The organism is Intrasporangium sp. DVR (assembly GCF_040365325.1).
GTDB lineage: Bacteria > Actinomycetota > Actinomycetes > Actinomycetales > Dermatophilaceae > Intrasporangium.
Genome location: NZ_BAABZW010000047.1, coordinates 1 through 1097, shown reverse-complemented (window position 1 = coordinate 1097; position 1097 = coordinate 1). Strand labels below are relative to the sequence as shown.

Below are 1097 nucleotides of genomic sequence, written 5' to 3'. Positions count from 1 at the left end.
GCACTCGCGGACCGGGCCGGGCTGCGGGAACTGGCCGACGAGCACCTGAGCGTGCCCACGGACAAGGGCGCGAACGCCGGGTTGAAGGTGGCCTCGCTCGTGGCGGGCATGGTCGCCGGCGCCGACAGCATCGATGACATGGCGCTGCTGCGCCACGGCGGGATGGGCCGCCTCTTCTCCCGGGCGTACGCGCCCTCGACGCTCGGGTCGTTCCTGCGGACCTTCACCTTCGGGCACGTGCGCCAGCTCGACGCGGTCGCCGCACGGTTCCTGCTCGCGCTGTCCCGGCTCGTCGGGCTGGGTCCGCCGGTCCCGGACGCCGGCGGCGTCGCGGCCGACACCGGCGGGTACGCCTTCGTCGACGTGGACGACACGATCATCGAGGTCCACGGCCACGCCAAGCAGGGCGCCGGGTTCGGCTACACGCGGGTCCGGGGCCTGAACGCGCTCCTTGCCACGTTGACGGTGGCCGGGGCGGCACCGTTGGTCGTGGCGCAGCGGCTGCGCAAGGGCTCCTGCGGCTCGCCCCGCGGCGCGAAACGCCTCGTCGGCGACGCCGTCAAACAGGCCCACCGCCTGCTCGGCGTGAAGGCGCCGGTCCTGGTCCGGATGGACTCGGCCTACTACGGCCGCGACGCCGTCCACGCCGCGATCACCGGCGGCGCCCACGTGTCGGTGACCGTCCGGATGGACCCGGCGGTCAAGGCCGCGATCGCCGGCATCGACCAGGCCGCGTGGACCGCGATCAAGTACCCGGATGCGATCTTCGACGAGGCCACCGGCACGTGGATCTCGAAGGCGGAGGTCGCCGAGGTGCCGTTCACCGCGTTCACCTCCAAGAAGAAGGCCGACCGGGTCCCGGGCCGGCTGGTCGTGCGCCGGATCCCGGACGTGCACGCCGAGCGCAAGAAGGCCGCCGGGCAGGGCACCCTGTTCGACGTGTGGCGCTTCCACGCCTTCTTCACCACCGCCCCCGCCGAGCACATCGGAACCGTCGCCGCCGATGCGACCCACCGCGGCCACGCGATCATCGAACAGGTCCACGCCGACCTCAAGAACTCCGCGCTGGCGCACCTGCCCTCCGGGAAGTTCACCGC

General features: G+C 72.9%; 1 protein-coding gene. It reads left to right on the top strand.

Features of this window, described 5'->3' with window-relative positions; translation table 11 throughout:
• A partial coding sequence (locus ABWV20_RS19200; protein WP_353358072.1) for an IS1380 family transposase occupies nt 1-1097 on the top strand: 1097 nt, incomplete at both ends.